7 protein-coding genes are annotated in these 6,449 nt (G+C 62.5%); 4 read left to right on the forward strand and 3 right to left on the reverse strand.

The window, feature by feature from the left end:
* Window positions 1-44 precede the first annotated feature (44 nt).
* Both ACREC7_RS15130 and ACREC7_RS15135 read right to left on the reverse strand, forming a co-directional pair.
* Window positions 45-473, reverse strand: a complete 429-nt coding sequence (locus tag ACREC7_RS15130) for a potassium channel family protein (protein ID WP_431556524.1) — start codon at window positions 471-473, stop codon at window positions 45-47.
* 10 nt (window positions 474-483) lie between these two features.
* Window positions 484-1,716, reverse strand: coding sequence for a DNA recombination protein RmuC (locus ACREC7_RS15135; RefSeq protein WP_431556525.1), 1,233 nt, complete (start codon window positions 1,714-1,716; stop codon window positions 484-486).
* A gap of 92 nt (window positions 1,717-1,808) precedes the next feature.
* Between ACREC7_RS15135 and def the strand changes: the two genes are divergently transcribed.
* The 3 genes from def (at window position 1,809) to fmt (ending at window position 4,976) form a co-directional block, all read left to right on the forward strand.
* A complete protein-coding gene (def, locus tag ACREC7_RS15140) occupies window positions 1,809-2,324 on the forward strand; it encodes a peptide deformylase (RefSeq protein WP_431556526.1) in 516 nt (171 codons plus the stop codon).
* 43 nt (window positions 2,325-2,367) lie between these two features.
* Window positions 2,368-3,726 carry a hypothetical protein gene (locus ACREC7_RS15145; protein WP_431556527.1) on the forward strand — a complete coding sequence of 453 codons (1,359 nt, stop codon included), beginning with the start codon at window positions 2,368-2,370 and terminating at the stop codon, window positions 3,724-3,726.
* Window positions 3,727-4,049: 323 nt separating this feature from the next.
* Window positions 4,050-4,976: a methionyl-tRNA formyltransferase gene (fmt, locus tag ACREC7_RS15150; protein WP_431556528.1), complete on the forward strand. Its 927-nt coding sequence runs from the start codon at window positions 4,050-4,052 to the stop codon at window positions 4,974-4,976.
* On the opposite strand, the gene ACREC7_RS15155 is transcribed toward fmt, so the two are convergent.
* Window positions 4,875-5,480: a pyridoxamine 5'-phosphate oxidase family protein gene (locus ACREC7_RS15155; protein ID WP_431556529.1), complete on the reverse strand. Its 606-nt coding sequence runs from the start codon at window positions 5,478-5,480 to the stop codon at window positions 4,875-4,877. The two genes, fmt and ACREC7_RS15155, sit on opposite strands and share 102 nt — an antisense overlap.
* Before the next feature lie 77 nt (window positions 5,481-5,557).
* On the opposite strand from ACREC7_RS15155, the gene truA reads away from it, so the two are divergent.
* Window positions 5,558-6,295 (forward strand): tRNA pseudouridine(38-40) synthase TruA, encoded by a 738-nt coding sequence (truA, locus tag ACREC7_RS15160; RefSeq protein ID WP_431556530.1) that lies wholly within the window; start codon window positions 5,558-5,560, stop codon window positions 6,293-6,295.
* The last annotated feature ends 154 nt before the right edge of the window (window positions 6,296-6,449 follow it).

The raw sequence follows: 6,449 nt of genomic DNA on the forward strand, positions 1-6,449 counted from the left end.
CGGTCGGGCTCCCCCACAAGGGGGGAGCGGGAAGCATCACGAGCTCACTGCTTCTCCAATTGCGGCACCGTCCGGCGCAGAAATGCGAAGATCAACGCCGTGGACCAGCCGATCAGCATGATGCCGTTGAGCGCCGTTATCGGTCCGAGCAGCCGCCAATGCTCGACCGGCAGCACGTCGCCATAGCCAAGCGTCGTGTAATTGACGAAGGCGAAATAGACGAGGTCGGTGCCAGGTGGCGCGGCGCCGACCGCGGCATAGGTATAGGCCCAGAGCAGGACCTCTGCGAAATGGGCGGCCAACAGAACGCTTCCCGTGGTGACGATGACGACGGTGTAGCGCAGGAACTCCGAGGCGCCGGAGCCGCGCCCCGACAGGCCAAACAGGAGCTTGACCAGCGCGCCCATGATCAGGGCGTGGATCACAAGGTTGAGAAGGCTCGCGCCTCCGCCGGCGAGAAGTTGATCCAGCATGACTTCGAGCCTACTCCCCGGCGAGCAGGTTTCCCGCGAGCGGGTTCCCGGCAAGCAGGTCCGGCTGGCGCGTCACTGTGGCGCGGCGCCGATCTTCATCGACCTTTGGCGAAGGGGCGGCAAGCGGCGCCACGTGGCTACTTTCAACGCCGTTCGCCCCGTCTCCCTCGAACTCCAAGTTCTCTATTCTGTGGCCGCGCGAAGCGATCCGCTCCGAGGAGGTCAGGATCTTCTCGATGTCCTCGTTCGCCTGGCCGAAATGCCGCTGTAGATCGAGCACGCGCTCGCGTAAGCGGCCCATGTCGTCCATCAGCCGCGTTACCTCGCGCTGAATGAGATGGGCCTGCTCGCGCATCTTCACGTCCTTAAGGATCGCCTGCATGGTCTGCACCGCGAGCATGAGCATGTTCGGCGCGCAGATGACGATGCGGGCGCGGTGCGCCTTCTGCACGAGATCGGAGAAATGCTCGGCGAGATCCGCATAGATGGCCTCCGACGGCACGAACAGGATCGCGGTGTCCTGGGTTTCACCGGCCAAGAAATAGCGCTCGGCCATGGCATCAACATGGCGCCCGACATCGATGCGCACGCGCCGCGCCGCATCCTTTTTCTCCTCGGGCCCGCGCGCAACGCGGAACGCCTCGAAGCCTTCGAGCGGAAACTTGGCGTCGATCACCACGCCCGCCTTGGTATTCGGCATATGCAACAGGCAGTCGGGACGCTTGCCGTTGGAGAGCGTGGCCTGGAAGGTGAAGGCGTCCTTGGGCAGGCCGTCCTGGATGATGGCCTCCATGCGCATCTGGCCGAAGGCGCCGCGCGCCTGCTTGTTGGCGAGGATCTCCTGCAAGCTGACCATGTTGGAGGAGAGCTCGGTCAGGTTTTTTTGCGCCGAGTCGATGACGGCAAGGCGCTCATGCAGCTTGGCGATCGAGTCGGTGGTCTTGCGCGCCGTCTCGGTCAGATCGGAGCCGACCCGATGGGTCATGCGATCGAGCCGCTCATTGACGGCGCGGGCAAGCTCGCCGTGCCGGGTGACGCTGATCTCGGCGAGCGTCTGCAGCCGGCCTTTCAGCTCGGCGAGCTGGGCGTCGCTCTCGCGCGCCGCGCGCCGCCGCCGGCTCATATGCACCGCGACGATGACGACCAGCACCACAAGGGCAAGCGCGGCAAGCCCGAGCAGGGCCAGCAAAACCAGCACTGGGTCGAGCGTGAGGCTCCCCACCTGAAAGGGGTCGAGGTGCATAGGATGAAGCTATAGCCCGATTCGGGGCGCCGCTAGATCAAAACAGGAACATATTGACCGCCCGTCCCGCCAATCCTATGTCAGCGGCTCACATGACCATCCTTCCCATCATCACCATTCCAGACCCCGTGCTGCGCAAGAAGGCCGCATCCGTCGAGCAGGTCGACGCCGCGCTGCTGAGGCTTGCGCAAGACATGCTGGCGAGCATGTACGACGCGCCTGGCATCGGACTTGCCGCGCCGCAGGTCGGCATTTTGCGCCGCCTGATCGTCATGGATCCCGCACGCGACGAAGAGCCGAAACAGCCTCTCATAATGGTGAACCCGGTGATCCTCGAGCGCGGAAGCGAGATGCGCATACACGATGAGGGCTGCCTGTCGATTCCGGACGTGACGGCCGAGATCGAGCGCCCGGCGCTGACCCGCGTGAGCTTCATTGATATGGAAGGGAAGCCCCAGGAGCAGACGCTGGAAGGCATCTGGTCGACGCTCGTGCAGCACGAGATCGATCATTTGAACGGGGTGCTGTTCATCGACTACATGTCGCGGCTTAAGCGCGACATGATCGTGAAGAAATTCACCAAGCAAAAGCGCACCGAGGCGCTTTAGCTAACGCTAGGCGTCGGGGACAATTAGAGCGTGAGGGGCAATCGTGCCGAACGTACCGAATCAATCGGACTCCCTCATTGAGCCCATTTACACCACAAGACGCGCCAATGATGCGATCGTCTTAGGCAGCTCGGGCATCACGATCACCTCCAAAGGAATTGAAATTGGTTGTAGCGGCGAAGCCACTCTGCGCTTGCGGCCGCGTCTCAAGCTTGTGGTGGTCGCCCATGTGCCGGAGGAATCGGCAGTTCAGTCTTTTGGGCTATTCGGGAGTGGTCCAGTAACTCTGAAATTTGGTGAACGCTCTCCACCCACTCAGTCTCTGGTACTTAACTATCGAGATTCGGCGCGCGGCCCCGCTCAGATCGAATTGACCCCCAATCCTCAAGACTTGGCCATTTACACAAGCCGCCGCGCGCGCCTCAATTCAGTTATCTTCCATGTAATGAACTTTCCGAAATTCCTTGGTGGAGATGATGTGAGGTGGCGTTCAGGGCAAGGAGACAATCGGCTTCTCGGGCGCGTAGCGCTGAACGAAAAGGATTGGCTCACTGAAATTCAGGAGCTGCCGCGTACCAAGGAGCTTGTCGGTGAACTGCAAACCGAGGGAGGGTATGGGATCACCCACGTAGGACGGCTCACCCGAGGCGAGCGTGGCTTTTCAATCTCGGAAGCAGAACGAGTCTTGCGCGAACTGCACCTCTTTCTGTCATTCGCGCGGGGTTCGTGGACGCCTCTAGTACTGCCCGTTGGATTTGATGCTGATGGCAACAGAGCATATGAGCAGTGGGGTTTGTCTCTTGGCACACCTTGGGAGCCTCGAGTCTCGTGGTTCGACATACATCACGGCCACTCGCTCGCCGTGCTCTATCCAGGATTCACCGCGCTCTTGCGCAACGGCGACTTGGGAAAAGCCGCGTCTAGCGCAATCTATTGGTATTTGCGCAGCAATCGGGCTGGCGAAGGAGCTGGGGTAGATAGCGGCGTCATCCTTAGCCAAGCAGCGCTTGAAAGGTTGACGTCAGCATGTTTGGCGCACTTGGGCTTGTCACAGAAAGGGAGCCCTTCGTCTCGCTTCGTTCGCGCATGGCAGGCGCTTAAGCTGCCAATTGGGATACCGAGGGGCGCTCAGCTGGTCTCCCGCGCCAGACGAAAGGAAAACTGGTCCAACGCCGCAGAGGCACTGACTGCCGTGCGGAACGATCTAGTCCATCCTCAGGGTCGCTTGAAAGCGCCTGTAGGCAGATTCGTTGCAGAAATCTGGAGGCTGGCGCAGTGGTATGTCGAACTCACTTTGCTCCGTCTTTCCGGCTATGACGGCCCTTATACGAATCGACTGCGATCGCGCTGGGTTGGAGAGGTCGAAAACGTTCCGTGGGCAACACGGCGTATTCGGTCCTAATCCATTCAAAGCGGACGATACAGGTAAAGCAAGCTTCATGCGCCGTAGCGGCGGCGCAAGCGCTCGTTAAACTCGGCGAGAGTCGTGGTTTTTGGACTCGGTTCCGCGAGCCTGCGGCGCACTTCGTCAGCTTGCTCCCTACTAAGGCCGACCGCACTCTTGTCTTGCGATTCCATGAGCCTGGCGACCTCTGCGAGATCCGCCTGCCGCTCCGCTGGCCAAGTCCTTACCCGGTCGAGTATCTGTCTTACCTGTTCCTTGGTCATTGCAATAGTTTAGCCCTCAGGGCCTCGACTGCAAAGATAGCGAAGAGAACGCCTAGAATGCGCATCGTCTTCATGGGCACGCCCGATTTTGCCGTGCCGGCGCTTGCCGCCGTGCTCGCTGCCGGCCACGAGGTCGTTGCGGTTTACACCCAGCCGCCGCGCGCGGCAGGCCGCGGGCTCGCCGCCCGCAAGTCGCCGGTGCAGGTCTTCGCCGAGAGCAAGGCGCTGCCCGTATGCACGCCGGCAAACCTCAGAAACACCGAACAACAAGCGCGCTTCACGAGCCTCAACGCCGATGCCGGCGTGGTGGTGGCCTATGGGATGATCCTGCCGAAGCCGATCCTCGAAGCGCCGCGCTTCGGCTGCTTCAATATCCATGCCTCGCTTCTGCCGCGCTGGCGGGGTGCGGCGCCGATTCAGCGTGCGCTTCTTGCCGGCGATGCCGAGACCGGTGTTGCGGTCATGCGCGTCGAAGAGAAGCTCGACACCGGCGCCGTCTGCCTCATGGAGCGCACCGCAATCGGCCCCGACGAGACGGCAGGGGAGCTGCACGATCGCCTCGCCGAGCTCGGCGCGGAGCTCATGGTGCAGGCCCTGAGCGATCTCGGGAAAGGCTCGCTCGCCTGTTGGCCGCAGCACGACGAGGGCGTCACCTATGCCGCCAAGATTGAGCCGGGAGAGACGCGCATCGATTGGTCGCGGAAGGCTGACGAGGTGCACAATCAGATCAGGGGTCTCTCGCCCCATCCCGGCGCCTGGTTCGAAGTCGAGCTCAACGGCAAACGCGAGCGCGTCAGAGCCTTGCGCTCGACCCTCGCGCACGGCGAGGGCAAGCCCGGCACGGTGCTCGACGATCAGTTCACCATCGCCTGCGGCAAAGGCTCAGTGCGCCTGTTGCAGGTGCAAAGGGCGGGGAAGCGGCCGATGCCGGTTGCGGAATTTCGGCGCGGGGCGGAGCTGCCAGTTGGAAGCGTTCTCGCTTAAGCGCAGCAGCGCTTGGTGGACGATGCGCGCCCCGAACTTGCTCCCGCGATCGGCCTCGGTGACGGTGACGAGGTCGCTATGGCCGAAGCCTTTGCGGTAGTCGAGCACAGAGATCACCTCTGGAACGACCATGAACGGCTGGATTCCAGCGAGGTCCGGCTGAGGCAAAGACCGATACTCTGGGAACTTCGCGACCATAAGCTCAATGACCCTCGCCTCCTCGGCAGGATCGTCAATGGGGTAGGCATGCGCCGCCATGGAGAGGCCTTCGATGCCCATCGGGTCGCGCGTATCGTGGTCGATCGTGAGCGAGATGCGGTCGTCGGCGGCGATATTGGCGGCCTTCTGGCTTTGCCTGCCGCATAGGAAATAGAGAGCAAGCCCTTCGCTGGCATAACCGACGGTCGTGGCCTGGGGCCAGCCGTCTGCCCTCACTGTCGCCACGGTCATGATCCGGTGCTGGGCCAGCAGCCGGAGAATGGTCTCTTTGTCTTGGGGGGTCATGGTACGCCGTCCGAGAATGCCTTGATGGTGTAACAAGGAGGCTGGCTTAGGGTTCCAGCCTTGAGGCAAATCAATCGATGCCCCGCTACAGGCTAACGATCGAATATGACGGTACGCCCTTTGTCGGCTGGCAGATGCAGGAGAACGGCGCCTCGGTGCAGGGGCGCCTGGCGGAAGCGATCAAGGCCTTCTCCGGCGAGGACGCTATTCCAAGGGGCGCCGGCCGCACCGACGCCGGCGTGCATGCGCTCGGCCAAGTCGCCCATTTCGACCTCGGCAAGGAGTGGTCGAACGACACGGTGCGCGATGCGTTGAATTCGCAGCTGCGTCCGGACCCGATCTCGGTCCTCGCCTGCGAGACGGTGAGCGCCGATTTCGACGCGCGCTTCTCGGCTGTCGCGCGGCATTATCTCTACCGCATCGTCGATCGCCGCAGCCCGCTTGCGCTCGAGCGGAGCCGCGCCTGGGGCGTGTTCCGCCCCCTCGACGCCAAGGCCATGGACGAGGCGGCGCAGGTGCTCGTCGGCCATCACGACTTCACCACCTTCCGCTCCAGCGAATGCCAGGCCGAGTCCCCGGAAAAGACGCTCGACAGCCTCGCCGCCTCGCGCCACGGCGAGATCATCAGGGTCGAAGCTTCCGCCCGCTCCTTCCTGCACAATCAGGTGCGCTCAATGGTCGGGTCTCTGAAGCTCGTGGGCGAAGGGAAATGGACCGTGAACGACCTCAAGGCAGCGCTTGACGCCAAGAACCGCGCCCATTGCGGCCCCGTCGCCCCGGCGCATGGGCTTTACCTTGTGAAGGTCGAGTATTGAGGAAGAGGCGCGAAGCCACCCGTTCAGCTATAGTTCGGGGTGAATGATCGAGGGTGGCGAAAGTACCCTTTGGGGGGGAGCGAATCATGCGCTCGGCGATACTCTTGCTGGCAGGCCTCATAGCGTGGACCACGCCGGCGCTGGCCGACAACAC

It is taken from the genome of Methyloceanibacter sp. (assembly GCF_050728395.1).
Taxonomy (GTDB): Bacteria; Pseudomonadota; Alphaproteobacteria; order Rhizobiales; family Methyloligellaceae; genus Methyloceanibacter.